At 63.3% G+C, this 16,672-nt stretch carries 13 protein-coding genes and 2 tRNA genes; 4 read left to right on the top strand and 11 right to left on the bottom strand.

The annotated features are described in order from the left end of the window. The first annotated feature begins 293 nt into the window (after nt 1–293). On the top strand, nt 294–1,352 hold the full coding sequence (locus tag HWE01_RS09950; protein WP_034350702.1) for a permease: 1,059 nt from the start codon (nt 294–296) through the stop codon (nt 1,350–1,352). A 14-nt stretch (nt 1,353–1,366) separates the two neighbouring features. On the opposite strand, the gene mnmH is transcribed toward HWE01_RS09950, so the two are convergent. From mnmH to HWE01_RS09910, 8 genes are all read right to left on the bottom strand, one after another. Further along, nucleotides 1,367–2,458 carry a tRNA 2-selenouridine(34) synthase MnmH gene (gene mnmH / locus HWE01_RS09945; RefSeq protein WP_241821719.1) on the bottom strand — a complete coding sequence of 364 codons (1,092 nt, stop codon included), beginning with the start codon at nt 2,456–2,458 and terminating at the stop codon, nt 1,367–1,369. After that, entirely contained in the window at nt 2,458–3,492 is a 1,035-nt protein-coding gene (gene selD / locus HWE01_RS09940; protein WP_241821718.1) for a selenide, water dikinase SelD, read from the bottom strand. The genes mnmH and selD overlap by 1 nt, the downstream gene beginning before the upstream one ends. Before the next feature lie 117 nt (nt 3,493–3,609). Continuing rightward, the gene (locus tag HWE01_RS09935; RefSeq protein ID WP_241821717.1) at nt 3,610–4,482 is read right to left on the bottom strand and encodes an NAD(P)-dependent oxidoreductase; all 873 of its coding nucleotides are present in this window, start codon (nt 4,480–4,482) and stop codon (nt 3,610–3,612) included. 2 nt (nt 4,483–4,484) lie between these two features. Then, nucleotides 4,485–5,042: an SRPBCC family protein gene (locus tag HWE01_RS09930; RefSeq protein ID WP_241821716.1), complete on the bottom strand. Its 558-nt coding sequence runs from the start codon at nt 5,040–5,042 to the stop codon at nt 4,485–4,487. Nucleotides 5,043–5,224: 182 nt separating this feature from the next. After that, nucleotides 5,225–7,084 (bottom strand): tannase/feruloyl esterase family alpha/beta hydrolase, encoded by a 1,860-nt coding sequence (locus HWE01_RS09925; protein WP_241821715.1) that lies wholly within the window; start codon nt 7,082–7,084, stop codon nt 5,225–5,227. 351 nt (nt 7,085–7,435) lie between these two features. Further along, a tRNA-Asn gene (locus HWE01_RS09920) sits at nt 7,436–7,511 on the bottom strand. A 181-nt stretch (nt 7,512–7,692) separates the two neighbouring features. Next, a tRNA-Asn gene (locus HWE01_RS09915) sits at nt 7,693–7,768 on the bottom strand. 126 nt (nt 7,769–7,894) lie between these two features. Further along, entirely contained in the window at nt 7,895–9,112 is a 1,218-nt protein-coding gene (locus tag HWE01_RS09910; protein ID WP_008330389.1) for an amino acid aminotransferase, read from the bottom strand. A 421-nt stretch (nt 9,113–9,533) separates the two neighbouring features. Here HWE01_RS09910 and uvrB point away from each other — a divergent pair, with 421 nt between their 5' ends. After that, nucleotides 9,534–11,615: an excinuclease ABC subunit UvrB gene (uvrB, locus tag HWE01_RS09905; protein WP_241821714.1), complete on the top strand. Its 2,082-nt coding sequence runs from the start codon at nt 9,534–9,536 to the stop codon at nt 11,613–11,615. A 72-nt stretch (nt 11,616–11,687) separates the two neighbouring features. Continuing rightward, on the top strand, nt 11,688–12,485 hold the full coding sequence (locus HWE01_RS09900) for a uracil-DNA glycosylase family protein (RefSeq protein ID WP_241821713.1): 798 nt from the start codon (nt 11,688–11,690) through the stop codon (nt 12,483–12,485). Between the two features lie 25 nt (nt 12,486–12,510). Here the strand turns inward: HWE01_RS09900 and HWE01_RS09895 are convergent, their stop codons facing one another. Continuing rightward, nucleotides 12,511–14,514 (bottom strand): methyl-accepting chemotaxis protein, encoded by a 2,004-nt coding sequence (locus HWE01_RS09895; protein WP_241821712.1) that lies wholly within the window; start codon nt 14,512–14,514, stop codon nt 12,511–12,513. Between the two features lie 472 nt (nt 14,515–14,986). Next, complete coding sequence (locus HWE01_RS09890; RefSeq protein ID WP_034350705.1) at nt 14,987–15,241, bottom strand: hypothetical protein; 255 nt, start codon at nt 15,239–15,241, stop codon at nt 14,987–14,989. A gap of 103 nt (nt 15,242–15,344) precedes the next feature. Between HWE01_RS09890 and HWE01_RS09885 the strand changes: the two genes are divergently transcribed. Beyond that, nucleotides 15,345–16,283: a LysR substrate-binding domain-containing protein gene (locus HWE01_RS09885; protein WP_034350484.1), complete on the top strand. Its 939-nt coding sequence runs from the start codon at nt 15,345–15,347 to the stop codon at nt 16,281–16,283. A 45-nt stretch (nt 16,284–16,328) separates the two neighbouring features. Here HWE01_RS09885 and HWE01_RS09880 read toward each other — a convergent pair whose 3' ends face one another. Beyond that, on the bottom strand, nt 16,329–16,646 hold the full coding sequence (locus HWE01_RS09880) for a putative quinol monooxygenase (RefSeq protein WP_241821711.1): 318 nt from the start codon (nt 16,644–16,646) through the stop codon (nt 16,329–16,331). Nucleotides 16,647–16,672: the final 26 nt, after the last annotated feature.

Below are 16,672 nucleotides of genomic sequence, written 5' to 3'. Positions count from 1 at the left end.
CAGACGCCGCGGGAAAACGGACGTACTGGCGTGGAGCCTGCTGGGCGGGTCTCTTGGCGTATTGTTGTGCTTTGAATAGGGTTGTTATAAGACGTCATACAACAGCAAGCGCAGTATAGCAGGACGCCAACCGGACGCAAGCGCTGAATGCGCCCGGTACGATGGTTCTCGTGCGGTGGGCATGGAGCTATTGCGTCGGGGGGGGACGTTGTATGACCTGTCCCTTCGCCGCGCTGACGAAGCGGCGCGGCGCAGGTATCATGCGCGGACTCTTCATTTCGCCAAGATTTCCCATGACACCCTCTTCCACCATCTCGCGCGGCAATTCCGCCTGGCTCAAGCCGCTGTTGTTCGTCCTGGTGGCCGCCATCGGCCTCTATTACGTCAAGTGGTCGCCCTACTATCTGAAATCCTTCGTGGCCGCCGACAAGCACAGCATTGGCGCCTCCATCCTGGGCAATGCACCGGCCGCACCGTGGTCGGCGGCGCTGGAATATGCCGGCGTCTACTTCCTGGCCATCTGGAAAGCCGCCGTACTGGGCGTGTTGCTGGGCTCGCTGGTGCAGGTGCTGGTGCCGCGCGACTGGCTGCTGCGCGTGTTCGGCCGCGCCGGCCTGGGCTCGACGCTGCGCGGCGGGCTGTTCGCCCTGCCGGGCATGATGTGCACCTGCTGCGCCGCCCCGGTAGTGGCGGGCATGCGCCGTCAGCAGGTCTCGGTCGGCGCCGCGCTGGCGTTCTGGATCGCCAACCCGGTGCTCAATCCGGCCACGCTGGTGTTCATGGGATTCGTACTGGGCTGGGACTTCGCTGCGCTGCGACTGGTGGCCGGTGTGCTGCTGGTGGTGGGCGTGTCGCTGATCGCGCAGCGCGTGGCGCAAGCCGAAACACTGCCGCAGGCGGCACTGGATGCGGTGGCCGCTGCCGAATACGAACCGATGGACGATGGACGTCACTTCCTGGTCCGCTGGGCCAGCAAGCTGTGGCAATTGTTCTGGACCACCATGCCGGTCTACATCGTGGTGGTGCTGGCGCTGGGCGCAGCGCGGGTGTGGCTGTTCCCGCAGGTGGATGCCGGCATGGGCAACAGCCTGCTGTGGATCGTGGCGCTGGCGGTGGTGGGCACGCTGTTCGTGATTCCCACGGCGGCCGAAATCCCCATCGTGCAATCGATGTTGTCCCTGGGCATGGGCGTGGGCCCCGGCGTGGCGCTGCTGATGACCCTGCCCAGCATCAGCCTGCCTTCGCTGCTGATGCTGCGCACCTCCTTCACGCCCAAGGTACTGACCACCGTCACGCTACTGACCATCCTGATCGGCGCGGTCAGCGGGATGGTGGCCGTGGTGCTGCTGTAATGCTGTAAGCAGGCTCAGGGACGATACTGCCGCAGGAAGTCGACCACCTCGGTCTGCTTCCCTGCGAAGAGCAGGCGCGAGCCTTTGGACTCGCGCTGGAAGGCATAGATGGGATCGTAGTATTCGGCCAGCAAGGCATCGATCCAGGCACGGTGCAAGTCGACCACGCCGTCTTTCTCCTGGCGCGCCAGCGCCGTTTCCATCATCTGCAACAGGCGGCGGTAGCGCTGGTCGCCCAGGCGCTTGACCAGCTTGCCGAGCGCGGCCAGCAGATGGGCGCGATAGCGTTCAAAACCGTGGCGCGGATCCAGCGTCACGTACTCCTCGCACAAGCCACTGACGTAATCGCGCAGGATGCGCTCAACGCGCCCTTCCCGGCTGTCTTCCAGCCATACCATGGGCAGGCTCTGCATGCGCTGGTGCAAGGCCAGCGGCAAGGCGCAGGCGCCGATCAGGCGGCTCTCGTCTTCCAGCGCGAACCAGTGGTGACCTTGCGCCTGCAATTTGATGAGGGCAATGGCCAGGCGGTGCTCGAAGTCGATGGGCGCAGGCTGCGGGCTGGCGCGCTTGCCGAAACTGGAGCCGCGATGATTGGCGTAGGCTTCCAGGTCCAGGGCATTGTCCAGCTGCAGCAGCACGTCGGTCTTGCCGCTGCCGGTCATGCCCCCCACCACCACGAAGGCGCATTCGGCCAAAGCCTGGTCGATGGCTTGCATCAGGAAGTGCCGCAGCGCCTTGTAGCCGCCGGCCACGCGCGGATAGGCGATACCAGCCTCACTGTTCAACCATTGCTGGGTGATCTGCGAGCGCAGCCCGCCCCGGAAGCAGTACAGGCAGCCTTGCGGATGCGCCCGTGCAAACTGCGCCCAGGCGGCGATGCGTTCCTCCTTGACTGATCCGCTGACCAGTTGATGGCCCAGTTCGATGGCCGACTGCTGGCCCGCTTCCTTGTAGCGCAGGCCGACCTGATGGCGCTCGCTATCGTTCATCAGCGGCAGGTTCACGGCGGTCGGAAAGGCGCCCTTGCCGAATTCCACCGGCGCCCTTGCATCCAGCATGGGCGTATCGGCGAGGAACAGTTCACGGCTGGGCTGCAGATCGGCCATCAAAGCACCTCGACCGCGTAACGCTGTCGTTCCACCAGTTCGCCGATAGGCGCCAGTTCCAACCCCAGCGCAGCGGCGGTGGCGAGAAATTCCGGATTGGCTTCGGGCCGCACTGCCACCAGCAGGCCGCCGCTGGTCTGGGGATCACACAGCAGATTCTTCTGGGCTTCGCTGAGCGGGCTGATCTTGCTGCCATAGCTCTCGACATTGCGTCCGGTACCACCCGGCACGCAGCCTTCGGCCAGGTAATAAGGTACGCCCGGCAGGCTGGGCACCCGCGCGTGCTGGATGCGTGCGCTCACGCCGCTGCCTTCGCACATTTCCACCAGATGGCCCAGCAGGCCGAAGCCGGTCACATCCGTCATCGCAGCCACGCCCGCCAGCTTGCCGAAGCGGCTGCCGGGCTGGTTGAGCTGGCACATCCAGTCGCGTGCCGTGCCGACGTCTTCAGGGCGCAGCTTGCCCTTCTTCTCGGCGGTGGTGAGGATGCCGATGCCCAGCGGCTTGGTGAGGTACAGCAGGCAACCGGCGCTGGCGGTGTCGTTGCGCTTCATGTGGCGCTTCTCCACCACACCGGTCACGGCCAGGCCAAAGATGGGTTCCGGGGCATCGATGGAATGACCACCAGCCAGCGGGATGCCGGCCGCATCGCAGGCCGCGCGGCCACCGCGCACGACTTCGCGCGCCACTTCCGGCGGCAGCACGTTGACCGGCCAGCCGAGGATGGCGATGGCCATGAGCGGATCACCACCCATGGCGTAGATATCGCTGATGGCATTGGTGGCGGCGATGCGGCCGAAGTCGAAGGGATCATCGACGATGGGCATGAAGAAATCGGTGGTCGAGACCACACCGCGTTCTTCATCGATGGCATAGACGGCGGCGTCGTCGCGGGAGGCATTGCCTACCCATAGTTTGGGATCGAGATGCTGGGCGCCGCTGCCGGCGAGGATGACGTCGAGCACCTGCGGTGAAATCTTGCAACCGCAACCGGCGCCATGGCTGTATTGGGTCAGACGAATCGGGTCGCTCATGGGAAAGTCCTGGCTGGTCGGGGGGATGCCGATTCTAGCAGCGATTGCGGCTCGCACACAGCAGCCCGGGCGACCTTGCGGGAGGGCATCACTACCCGCGCCCGCAAGTGCAGCGACTCAATGGCCCGCAGCGCGCGCCAGTTCGATCACCGCCGTCATGTTCTGCTCGCCCAGCCCCTCGGCCCGGGCCTTGCTGAACACCTCCAGCGCAGCCGTGAGGGCGGGGGCCTGCTGCGTGGAGGTGGCCAGTTGCAAGGTGTAGGCAAAGTCCTTTTCGATCAGGCTGATGGGGAACTGCGGGGCATGATTGCTGCTCAGCATCGCGCTGGACAGATAACCCGCCACCGGCGCCCACGCCGAGGTACCGGACATGGCGGCCAGCGTTCTCGGGACATCGGCACCCTGCGCCTCCAACAGCGCGATGATCTCCGCCAGGGCAGCAACCTGAATGCCCAGCAAGGCATTGGTGGCCAGCTTGGCCAGCGCTCCCTGGCCCAGCGAACCGACATGATGGATGGCGCCCCCCGTGACTTGCAGCAGCGGGCGGACACGCTCCAGTACCTCGGCTTCGCCGCCGATCAGGTAAACCAGTTGGCCGGCTTCGGCCTGCGGGCGCGAACCCGACACGGGGGCTTCCAACAGAGCGGCGCCGGACTGGCTCACCTGCTGGCCGAGCGTGCGTACCCACTGTGGTGTCAAGGTAGAACTCTCGATGGCGATGGCGTCGCCCCCCAGCGCCGCCAGCGCACCCTGCGCGGGGTCCAGCCAGACATCGCGCGAGGCAGCGTCGTCACGCAGCATGGCGATCACGAACTGCGCACCTTGCGCGGCCTCGCGAGGCGTGGCCGCCAGCCGCGCGCCCGCCGCGGCCAGCGGCATCCCGGCGGCTGCAGTGCGATTCCAGACGGTCACCTCATGCCCGGCCTTGAGCCAATTGGCGGCCATGCGGGAACCCATGGCGCCCAGGCCCAGAACGGCGATGCGGCTCATGTTCACTTCTCCTGCGAATTGGCGGCACGGGCGGCGCGGGCCGCACCAACCAGGCCGTCCAGCCAGTCCTGGTGACCATTGATCATGGGATTGGGCTTGGCGGCGCTCAGTTCGGCCGCCGGCTTGCCCTTCTGGGTCTCCTGCGTCAGGATGCGCACGCGACCGCCGTCCAGGTCTTCCACCAGCCAGGCGTGATGCACATCCAGGCGTCCATCAGTGCCGACCTCGCCGGCCCAGCCATGCCACGCCACGCGGCCAGGCTGGCCGGCAACGGGCGCAACGAACTCATTGCATTGCGCCTCTACGGGAAAACCGAAGGTCTCGAAATAAAAACGGTCACCATCGGCCAGCTCGGGGCCCTTGCCATCATAAAAGCGGACATTGGCCGAGTTCGAATAATAGGTCGGCCAGTGCGCCGGCGTGCTCAGCAACGGCCATACGTCGGCCGCAGTGAGGCCGGCCACGATTACCTCGTTGGAGCAGAAGTTTTCAGTAGTGCCGGGCAGGTAGCCCTCGGGCCAGATGATCGCGTTTTGCTGAGCGCAAGTCGATGTCGTCATGTCGTTTCCTTCAATAGAAATGGGGAGGGACGCGCACCTTGCTGGCAGCGCGTCTGCTTGAGCAAGCATGATGGCCAGCGCGCAGAAATAAATCCAATCCCATTTTCTTATTTTTGATATCAGGCCATCTGATATCAGGAATTCGTGACGGCAATCGACCCCGGCATTTTTCGCCGATGCGCTCAGGGCGCCGGCTGATAAGGCACAAAGAAATCCGCGCCCGCCCAGTCGGGCAATGCAAATGCAATCGGCGCACCCTGACGGAAACTGCTGGCCAGCGACGGGTCACCATGGCCATCCCAAACCGCCGTGTAGGGCCAGGGGTAGACCGGCCGTGTACGCACCGTGGCCGCCGAGGCCTGTGCTGCCGCGCCCAGCGCCGCAGCCTGCGCACCGGGCGCGGGTGCTGGACGCGGCCACATTGGACCTGGACCACCTGGACCACCTGGACCACCTGGACCACCTGGACCACCTGGACCACCGGGACCGCCTGCCCTTGGACCGCGATGACCATCCTGAGCACCAGCACCACGCGGTGCACCGAAATCGCTGGCCGCTGACGCACTCGCCTGGCGCGCCGTGATCGCGGCCGGTGCGATGTCACTTTCGACCCATTGCATCATCGGCGTGAGCAGGTCAATCAGGTCCGGCCCTTCTCCATTGGCGCAGTGGTACATGCCCGGGATGACGTACAACCGAGCAAAGCGGTCAGCCTGGGAGGCTCCCATGGTCTTTTGCAATGCGGTGTAGTAGGCAATGCTATTGAGCGGAGAGATATGGGGGTCCGACCAGCCGTGCCAGATGATCAGCTTGCCGCCCTGGGCAGCAAAGGCCGAGAGATCTGGATTGGTCGCATCCAGCAGAGGATGGCGCGCGCGCAGGCGGTCGAAGGTAGGCAAGTCGAAGCGCATCTGCTGCAGCGTGAAGCTGGTCGGCACGTCGCTCTCGAAGGCCATATTGCGCAATACGGGCAAGCTCACCATTTCACTGAAGATGCGGTCCTCGCGCGAGCGCGGCACATAGACGCCAGCCCAGGCCAGTTCCGATCCGTATTGCGGGCCTCCTACGATCAACGCCCGTCCGGTCGCCGGATCGCGGGGCCCTTCGTAAAACTTGCGGACCACAGCCACTTCCTCGGCACTGAGGCATTGGCTCCGATCCTTGGCATCGGCCGGGCACTGGACGGTGGCCGGATCGAAATGGCAAGCCAAGGGGTTGGCGATCAGGCCATCCTTCAGGCCGTCGAGCTGGTCACACGCCGCAAGCACCGCACGATGCAGAACGAGCAGGCGGTCGGCCAGCAAAATCGGCTTGCCATCGCTGCCGGTATTGGCGACCGCTTGCCAGGCATGGAAAATCGCATTCTGTGCGAGGAAATTGATGGCACCGGCACCGGCGATGATGCCGTTGAAATCATCTGGATAGCGCTGCGCTTCCATGAGTGCCTCGCGGCCTCCATCGGAGCAACCACTGAAGTAGGCAAAGCGCGGCGCCTGGCCGTAGAAGGCCTGGATCAGCGCCTTGGCCGCGAGAGAGGTGAGGTGCTGGGCGCGATAGGCGAAATCGGCGCGCTTGACCGGATCCCGTCCGAAGGAGCCATCCTGATCCTGGTGCCCCATGTCGGTGGCCCCCAGAACCATGCCGCCGCTGGCCAGCGGCACACATCCCTCAGCCGCGCCGACGTTGCCGGCGATACTGCCGCACAGGCCGCCACAACCGATCTGCAGGTAGCGCTGACTCCACCCTTGCAGTGGCAGTTGCAAGGCCACGGTGATGGCCGGGGCCAGTGTCGCCTCAACGGCACAGACAGCCTGGCCGTTGCGATTGGTGGTCTGCACGGCCGCCGTCACCCGGCTGCCTGGGCCACCGATGGGCACCAAGTCGAATGCCGTCAATGCTGCGCAACTGCTCTTGGGCGCGACTGCTGCCAGAGGCTGCAGTCCCTCGCCGGCCGCACGGGAGCTCAATGGCAGGAGCGAGGCCAGCAGTCCAATGAGCACCATCAGGCCCAGTCCGGCCAACCGCAAAGAGGGGAGTTTCATTCTGGAGAGCATGAAAAATATCTTTCGTTAGGAGCGAAGCAGGCAATGCTTCAGATGAATGACGGGCGCTAGGCTGGTTGGCACGGGCGTGATTTTTTTGTCATGATAAATGCTACCTGTGTTCAACGCCGCGCGATTAACACTCCCTTACGCACTGCGGAGGGAAAGGCCCTATGGCAGGAGGTCCAGGCTACGCACGCGGCCACAGCTTCGCGATGATTTTGCCTCACGCCCGCAGGCAGCCCATGTGGCGGTAGAGCTTTGCGCAGGAGATGGCGGGTGAGCCGCCGTTACTGGTGACGCAGAAGACGAAAAAAAGCCCCGCAAGAAACTTGCGAGGCTTTCGTATTCTGGCTCCCCGACCTGGACTCGAACCAGGGACCTGCGGATTAACAGTCCGTCGCTCTACCGACTGAGCTATCAGGGATCAATTGAGGGCGCGATTATGAACGATTTTTTTCAGATTTACCAGAGTGTAAAACGAAAATTTTTTACATCGTTCTGCATCGTGGCGGCATAGCCCTGCCGCTCTTTTGCGCGAGACCAAACAAGCAGCCTCACACTAATTGAAAAGGCCCCGCAATCACTTGCGAGGCCTTCGCATTCTTTGGCTCCCCGACCTGGACTCGAACCAGGGACCTGCGGATTAACAGTCCGTCGCTCTACCGACTGAGCTATCAGGGAACAGCTGAGAAAAAGATTATGACGTGGTTTTTATTTCATGTCAAAACTTTTTTCAGGGATAAGGACGTTTCTCATAGGAGAAAGTCCCTCACGCGCCCCTCTTCCGAAAGAGGGGCGCGCAGGTCCTTACAGCACCTTGGCAATGGCGTCGACCACCACGTCGATGTTCTTGGTGTTCAGTGCCGCCACGCAGATGCGACCGGTGTCGACGGCATAGATCGAGAACTCGTTGCGCAGGCGTTCGACCTGGGCCTTGGTCAGGCCGGAGTAGGAGAACATGCCGCGCTGCTTGATGACGAAATCGAAGTCATGGCCGGGCGCCTTTTCCTTCAGCTTGGCCACCAGCAGTTGACGCATTTCGCGGATGCGTACGCGCATCTCGGCCAGTTCGTCTTCCCACAGCTTGCGCAGTTCGGGCGATGCCAGGGCAGTGGCGACCACCTGGCCACCGTGGATCGGCGGGTTGGAGTAGTTGGTACGCACCACGCGCTTCAGTTGCGACAGCACGCGGGCCGCTTCTTCGGCGCTGGCCGCAGCGATGGACAGCGCGCCCACGCGTTCGCCATACAGCGAGAAGGACTTGGAGAAGGAGTTCGACACGAACAGCGGGCCACCGGCTTCAGCGAAGCGGCGCACCACCTGGCCGTCTTCGGCAATGCCGTCGCCAAAGCCCTGGTAGGCCATGTCCAGGAAGGGCACCAGGCCGCGCGAGGTCACCACTTCGATGACCTGGGTCCACTGGTCGTCGGTCAGGTCGGCGCCGGTCGGGTTGTGGCAGCAGGCGTGCAGCAGCACGACCGAGCCGGTCTTCATGGTCTTCAAGGCCTCCAGCATGCCGGCGAAGTTCACGCCGCGGGTGGCCGGATCATAGTAGGGATAGGCGTTGACCTTGAAACCGGCCATCTCGAACAGGGCACGGTGGTTTTCCCAGCTCGGATCGCTGATCCAGACTTCGGTGCCGGCCGGCGAGAAGTGCTTGAGGAAGTCGGCACCCAGCTTCAGGGCCCCGGTACCGCCCAGAGCTTGCACGGTGATCGCACGCTTCTCGGTGACCACGGCGCTGCCGGCGCCGAAGACCAGCTCCTGCACGGCGCGGTCATAGGTGGCCAGGCCGTCGATGGGCAGGTAGGTACGCGGGGCCAGCTTGGCTGCCAGTTCCGCCTCGGCTTTCTTCACGCATTCCAGCAGGGGGACCTTGCCGTTGTCGTCGTAGTACACGCCCACGCCCAGGTTGGTCTTGGCCGGGTTCTGGTCGGCGTTGTAGGCTTCGGTCACGCCCAGGATGGGGTCGCGCGGCGCCATTTCGATGGCGGAAAACAGGGAGGCGGAGACAGGTGCGTTCATCGTGATAACATGAAAAGTTAGCTGCAACAAAGCGCTGCAGAAGGAAATGGGTGCACAGGGAGAGATTCGGATGTGCACCTTTTTGCAACACTGCATTCTAACAAATGTGGATCGCCAATCACAGACACAGACTGGCTCAAATGCCTGCTGAATCTGCATGAAACCATGTTCAATCGACATGACCCCTACCGCGCCAGCCGCCCTTCCCCTATGGATGAGCTGCCCGCTGACGCCGTTTTGCGTCCGGTTTTGCCAGACGCGCCGGTACGGGTTACGTCTTGAACTTACACATCCTGGCAGCATTTGATGAATATTCACGCCACCACCTTGCCTGTGTGCAATGCCCTGTCTGCGGGCACTGCCGCGCTATCCTGCACCGTGGCGGCCCATCGGAACTCGCGCGACAAAGGCAACCCCAACCATGGCTGAACTGACCCCCATCAATACCGAGCTGGACGAGAGCAAGTTCGTCACCTTCCCCGACTCGCCCTTCAAGCTCTACCAGGTGTTCCCCCCGGCGGGCGACCAGCCGGCGGCCATCGACAAGCTGGTCGAGGGCGTCCACGACGGCCTGTTCTACCAGACCCTGCTGGGCGTGACCGGCTCGGGCAAGACCTACACCATGGCCAATACCATTGCCCGCCTGGGCCGCCCGGCCATCGTGTTTGCCCCCAACAAGACACTGGCGGCACAGCTCTACAGCGAGTTCCGCGAGTTCTTCCCGCACAATGCGGTGGAATACTTCGTCAGCTACTACGACTACTACCAGCCCGAAGCCTACGTGCCCCAGCGCGACCTGTTCATCGAGAAGGATTCCTCGATCAACGAGCACATCGAGCAGATGCGCCTGTCCTGCACCAAGTCGCTGATGGAACGGCGCGACGTGGTGATCGTGGCGACTGTCTCGGCCATCTACGGTATCGGTAACCCGAATGAATACCACCAGATGATCCTGACCCTGCGCGCCAAGGACAAGGTCTCGCAGCGCGACGTCATCGCCCGCCTGATCCAGATGCAGTACACCCGCAACGAAGTGGACTTCGGACGCGGCACCTTCCGCGTGCGCGGCGACACCATCGATGTCTTCCCTGCCGAACATGCCGAACTGGCCGTGCGCATCGAGACCTTCGACGACGAGATCGACAGCCTGCAACTGTTCGATCCGCTCACCGGCCGCGTACGCCAGAAGATCCCGCGCTTCACCATCTACCCCGGCTCGCACTACGTGACGCCGCGTTCCACCGTGCTGCGCGCCATCGAGACCATCAAGGAAGAACTGGCCGAGCGCCTGGAATTCTTCCGCAAGGAAAACAAGCTCATCGAAGAACAGCGACTGGAACAGCGCACCCGCTTCGACATCGAGATGATGACCGAGATCGGCTTCACCAAAGGCATCGAAAACTATTCGCGCCATCTCTCCGGCGCCAAGCCGGGCGACCCGCCGCCAACGCTGGTGGATTACCTGCCCAAGGACGCCATCATGTTCCTGGACGAATCGCACGTGCTGATCGGCCAGTTGAACGGCATGTACAACGGCGACCGTGCGCGCAAGGTGAACCTGGTGGACTACGGCTTCCGCCTGCCCTCGGCGCTGGACAATCGCCCTCTGAAGTTCGACGAGTTCGAGAAGAAGATGCGCCAAACCATCTTCGTCTCGGCCACCCCGGCGGACTATGAAAATACCCGCGCCGACCAGGTGGTGGAACAGGTGGTGCGCCCAACCGGTCTGGTGGACCCCATCATCGCCGTGCGTCCGGCCACCACCCAGGTGGACGATCTGATGCAGGAGATCAACGACCGCATCGCCAAGGATGAACGCGTGCTGGTGACCACACTGACCAAGCGCATGGCCGAGCAGCTGACCGAATTCCTCTCCGACAACGGCATCAAGGTGCGCTACCTGCACAGCGACATCGATACGGTCGAGCGTGTGGAAATCATCCGCGACCTGCGCCTGGGCACCTTCGACGTGGTGGTCGGCATCAACCTGCTGCGCGAGGGCCTGGACATTCCCGAAGTCTCGCTGGTGGCCATCCTGGATGCGGACAAGGAAGGCTTCCTGCGTTCCGAGCGCAGCCTGATCCAGACCATCGGCCGCGCCGCCCGCAACCTCAACGGCATGGCCATCCTCTATGGCGATGTGGTGACCGATTCCATGCACAAGGCCATCACCGAGACCGAGCGCCGCCGCGCCAAGCAGCTAGCCTTCAACCAGGCCAATGGCATCGTGCCGACCGGTATCAAGAAGGAGATCCGCGAACTGATCGACGGCATCTTCAATCCGGCCCAGGCGCGCACCGAAATGATGGTGGCCGAGGAGAAGCGCAACTACGAATCCATGAGCGAGAAGCAGATCAGCAAGGAGATCAAGCGCCTGGAAAAGCAGATGCAGGAACACGCCAAGAACCTGGAGTTCGAGAAGGCCGCCGCCGCGCGCGACCAGTTGCAACTGTTGAAGCAGCAGCTTTTCGGTGCATCGGGCAGCGATTCGGCGGTGGCCTGATCCTGCGGGGAGGCTGGTCGGGCGGTATACAATGCCGCCACTTTATCGATATGGCCGTTTGCCTCCCCTTTCATGTCTTCCGTTTCCGCCCTCCCCGCTGCCCTGCTGGACCTGATCCACACCGCCCATCCCTCCTGGCATGCCGCCCTGCGCGCCGGCCTGGAGGCGATCCGGCAAGGCGATCCGGCCTACCTCCCCGCCCTCGCGCAGGATGATTACCTGCCCACGGAAGGCCGCCTGTTTGCCGCCTTCACGCAGCCCATGAGCCAGGTGCGCTACGTGCTGGTCGGCGAAGGTCCGTACCCGCGCGCAGCCAGCGCGACCGGCGTGTGCTTCATGGATGGCGCAGTCGGTTCACTGTGGTCGGAAAAGGGCTTGTCCAAACAGGTCAATCGCGCCACCTCCCTGCGCAATTTCATGAAGATGCTGCTGGTTGCCGACGGCGCGCTACAGGCTGGCCAGACCAGTGGCGACGCGCTCGCGGGTATTTCGGCCCGCGCACTGGCGCCGGGCTCGGGCAGCATCCAGACCCTGGCCGACCTGCAGGACAACCTCACCGCGCAAGGTTTCCTGCTGCTCAATGCCAGCCTGGTGTTCCGCACGCACGTGGCGCCGGTAAAGGATGCCAGGGGCTGGAAACCGTTCTTCGAGACGATATTGCGCGCCCTGGCCGAGCATGGCCAGGCGCAAGGCAAGCCCCTGCCCACGCTGGTCCTGTGGGGCAAGATCGCCGAACAGCTGAGCGGCCTGCCACTGCTGGCGTCCTTCCCGCGTGCGGTGGCCGAGCATCCCTACAATCTCAGCTTCATCGAGCACAGCGGCATGCAGCAACTGTTTGCACCCATGCAGCTGCTGAAGAAACGGGCCTGAACCGGCCCGCTTCGCCCTTGCTCGTTCAGAACTCTTCCCAGTCGTCGCCCCCGCCGCTCTTGGGCGCTGCCTTCGGGGCGGCAGGTGGCGCCGGCTCGGCAGGCAGTGCGGGCTTGGTGGCAGGCTTGACTTTGAGGGGCACCGGCTTGGGCGTGATGTTGAGCGGTGCAGGACGCGGCGCCGCAGCGGGCTGCGCAGCAGGATGAGGCACCGGTGGCGGCGTCGTTGCCGCGGACCCGCCACTTTCATCCAGCTTGAATCCGGCCACCACGGCGGCCAGGTGCGCCGCCTGCTCCTGCAGGGATTTGGCTGCGGCTGCCGCCTGTTCCACCAGGGCCGCATTCTGCTGGGTGGCTTCATCCATCAGGGTGACCGCATTGCCCACTTGGGTGATGCCGGTACTCTGCTCCTGGCTGGCCGAACTGATCTCGCCGACGATGTCGGTCACCCGGCGCACGCTGGAGACCACTTCATCCATGGTCGAGCCGGCCTGCGCCACCAGCTGGCTGCCAGCTTCCACCTTTTGCACCGAGTCATCGATCAATTGCTTGATTTCCTTGGCAGCCGTGGCCGAGCGCTGCGCCAGCGAACGCACTTCGGAAGCGACCACCGCAAACCCGCGCCCCTGCTCACCGGCACGGGCCGCTTCCACGGCGGCGTTCAAGGCCAGGATATTGGTCTGGAAGGCGATGCCGTCGATGACGCTGATGATGTCGACGATCTTGCGGGAAGACTCATTGATGGAACTCATGGTACTGACCACCTGGCCCACCACGGTGCCGCCATGCACCGCCACGTCCGAGGCCGACACCGCCAGCTGGTTGGCCTGGCGGGCATTGTCGGCGTTTTGCTTCACGGTGGAGGTGAGTTCTTCCATGGCCGAGGCGGTCTCTTCCAGCGAACCCGCCTGCTGCTCGGTGCGGGCGGACAGGTCCATGTTGCCGCTGGCGATCTCGCTGGAAGAAACCTTCACAGACTCGCTGGCGCGCCGGATATCGAGCAAGGTCCGCGAGATCTTGTCGGCAAAGTGATTGAAGGCGCGCGAGATCTGCGCCAGTTCATCCTTGCCGCTGGTGTCGAGGCGGCGCGTGAGGTCGCCGTCGCCCGAGGCGATCTCGTCCATGGCATTGCGCACCACGCCCAGGCGGCGCAGCAGGCGTGTGATGGTGTAGCTCAGCAGTACCGCGGCCGCCACAATGGCTGCCACCGCCAGCACCACTGCCAGCGCCATCAGGGCGGAAATGGCATGGGTGGCCTCACCGTAATCCAGCGCCACCACCAGCGACCAGTCGGTGTTGTCGATGGGTTGCGTAAACAGCAGATAGGGCAGCCCGCCGATGGTGGCACGGCCGCCCTGCTTCATCCCGGCCAATGAGGCAGCCGACAGATTCTGGTCGAGCGCCGAGACCGGCTTCAAGGCCAGCTCCTTGTTGGGGTGCGTGATGATGAGGCCATCCTTGCCGACGATGAAGGCGAAGCTGGACGGCGTGGGCTTGATGCCAGCCACGGTGCGCACCACGTTGTCCAGCTGCACGTCCGAGCCCAGCACCGCCTGCAAGCTCCCCTTGTCGATGACCGGCTCGGCGAAGGTCACCACCAGCTTGCCGGTGGTGGCGTCCACATAGGGTGCCGTCAGGACCGGCTTGCCGGCCTCGACCGCCTGCTTGTACCAGGGCCGCGCGGTCGGATCATAACCGGCCGGCATCGGATGCAAGGCCAGCATGCGCTTGTCGGGGTAGCCGATGTAGGCATCGTCGAAAGAGCCGGCCTCCTGGGCCGCCGCGACGATGGGCAGGACATCGCTCTGTTTGAGGGCCTGCTTCATGGCGCCGGTGATGATGCGCTTGCTGCGCACCCACTCGGTGATGTTGGCGGCGTGGCTTTCGGTGAGCTGGCGGGTCTGGGTGGAAATGGCGCTGAGCGTATCGCTGCGAACGGTATAGATGTTGGCAGCACTGAGAACAATCATGGCCACCGCTACGATGAGTACGCAAATGACGATCAGCCGGGCGCGAAGTGAAGACAACATGATGGACTCCCCTGGTAGAAGCAATGAAGCGGAACTTACAAGAACAGCAACATCTTTCTTTTCCCCGTAACAAATATAGCAGCGCTGCACTACCGCGCGATGTCATTTTTGTTAAGAAGAAAATGTCCGTGCAGGTCAAGCTGACCTGTCTTCCAGAGAGCAGACACCGGTAAACGACAAATCCCCGCAACAGCGGGGATGAGGGATTTCAACGCAGCGTGCGCCTGACCATGCTGGGGGCGCTGTCGGCCAGGAGGCCGCCGTTGCGGATACTACGGAAACTGCAGAGAGTGCCGGACCAAGCCGGCCGATGCGGTGGCAGGGTCTGCCTCTGTGGGCGACTGCTGGCTGCCTGTTGCGGCCCCGGGCGGGCGGAGCCGGTCTCTTCATCATCGTCTTCAGGCGCATCAGGCCTGGTCATACAAGATATTTCAGCTACTGCGGTACTGCATGAAGCTTGCCGCGACGGCGCTCAGATCTGCGATTGCAGCTTCCAGACGGCGTGCAGGTGGCTGTGGTCCAGCTGGCGCAGGCGCACTTCCATCTCGAAGTGATCGGTCACACCTTCGAAGTAGGCGGCGTCGTTCAGCTCGGCAGCATCATTGCGCACCGGCTTCAAGGCGTGGGCAGAGATGACTTGCTGGACAGCAAACTTCACCAGCTCGACCAGGGAGCGCAAATTGTTAGAAAAACCGGCATCTTTTACCAATATACTGACGTTGTTCACGATGAATTCCTTCTGTTTGACGTTTGGGTGATTGAAGAATAAGGTCGCCCCAGGCTTTTGCAAAGCAACATTTTCCGTCACCACTATAAGTTTTTCTTACAGCATGTCTTCATCCTTACCCCCGCTCAAGGCCCTCAAGGTGTTCGAAGCGGCAGTCCGGACGCGGAGTCTGACGCTGGCAGCCCATGAACTGTTCATCACCCATAGTGCGGTCAGCCAGCAGATCAAAACGCTGGAAGAATATTTCGAACAACCGTTGTTTTTACGCCAGTCGCGTGGTGTGGAACCCACGGAAGCGGCTCTGGCCTTCTATGCCGAGGTCAAGGCCAGCCTGGACCGCATCGCCCTGGCGGCCGAACAGCTGTCGCTGGCCGGCAAGAGCCGCGTGGTGCGCATGATCGCCGCGCCCTCGGTGGCGATGCGCTGGCTGATTCCGCGCCTGTCGCAGTTCCAGATCGACAATCCGCGCATCGAGGTTCGTGTCACCACCACCATGTCGGAGTATTTCGAGGATGTGAAGGATCCTTTCGACGTCATCATCTGGCGCAGCCCGCTGGAGCGCAGCGGCTATGACTGCGTGCGCTTCCTGGATGACGTATCGGTGCCGCTGGCCTCGCCGCACTTTCTGGAGACGCACCCGATCCGGGTGCCGCGCGATTTCGTGGAGGTGCCGCTGATCCACCTCTCCAGCCGGTCGGCGGCGTGGTCGCAGTGGCTGGCCAAGGCCGGGGTGGCGGTGCGGCGCAAGATGCCGGGGACGGTGTATGAACATTCCTTCCTGAGCCTGCAAGCGGCCGCTACTGACCAGGGCGTGGGCATGGGCACGCTGGCGCTGGTCGATGACGACCTGGCCGCAGGCCGGCTGGTGCGGCTGTTTCCGGAGATCGTGCTGCATGGGGAGGGTTACCACATGCTCTATCGCAGCAGCGCCGACACCAATCCGGCACTGAAGACCTTCATCACGTGGTTGAAGCAGATGGGCCAGGCATCGTCGTTCGATCCGCAGCAGACCTGGCCGGCGGATTTCCCTGGCGAATACTGAGGGAGTCCGTCCCCGCATCGCGCACGGGGACGAAAGCGGCGGGGATCAGTCCGCCGACTTGAGCACATGCACCTTGCGATCCGCGATCAGGTCCTTGGACTTCTCGCGGTAGTCGGTCATGTGCGGCAGGGTGAAGTGCAGGCGCAGCGCCTCTTCATCCTTCCACCTCTCGACGAAGGCGAAGGTATCCGGCCCCATCGGCGCCTGGTTGGGACCGAAGCCATCCACATCCACCACCAGTCCATATTCGATGCAGCCAGCCTCGGCGCGCACGGCGGCCAGGTTGGCACGGGCGATGGCCAGCAGCGCTTCACGCTGGCCGGGCTTGGCGGTGATGATGGCGACGACGGTAACGGTGCTCATGCGGGAATTCTCCTGTGCAAGATGAC

The sequence above is a fragment of the Herbaspirillum sp. C7C8 genome, from assembly GCF_022627875.1.
Lineage (GTDB): Bacteria > Pseudomonadota > Gammaproteobacteria > Burkholderiales > Burkholderiaceae_D > Herbaspirillum.
The sequence above is the reverse complement of the archived record's forward strand: the minus strand, read 5'-3'. Positions and strand labels throughout refer to the sequence as shown.